We start from the raw sequence: 345 nt of genomic DNA, 5'->3' as shown, positions 1-345 counted from the left end.
ATGGTACCGAGCCAAATCCAACGTATCAGCGGTTTAACATAAATACGTACTGCCCACTGATTACTGTCTTCAGCAATCGGTTCACCCAATGCCACATAGACATCACGCATCAAACTGGCATCAATCGCCGCTTCAGTCATCGGCATACCACTGATCACATAGGTGCGTTTTTCAGGATATAAAGTCGTTACCGCTTTTCCATCTTTTGTCACTGCCACTTGCGCTTGCATGCCATCAAAGTTACTGCCTCTCACTGCATGAAAGTCTTTTATTTCAAAGTCATAACCTTGCACATGAACCGTATCTCCTTCACCTAGCGCCACATCACGCTCGATACTCAAGCTA

The 345-nt window shown here is 45.5% G+C and carries 1 protein-coding gene; it reads right to left on the bottom strand.

From position 1 onward, the window contains the following. The coding region (locus AAEY79_RS14305; protein ID WP_352288920.1) for a cytochrome c-type biogenesis CcmF C-terminal domain-containing protein at nucleotides 1–345 on the bottom strand (345 nt) is incomplete at both ends.

This window comes from Psychrobacter sp. GW64-MNA-CIBAN-0177 (assembly GCF_040309585.1).
In the GTDB taxonomy this organism is placed as follows: domain Bacteria; phylum Pseudomonadota; class Gammaproteobacteria; order Pseudomonadales; family Moraxellaceae; genus Psychrobacter; species Psychrobacter okhotskensis.
This window is presented reverse-complemented; position numbering and strand designations above follow the sequence as displayed.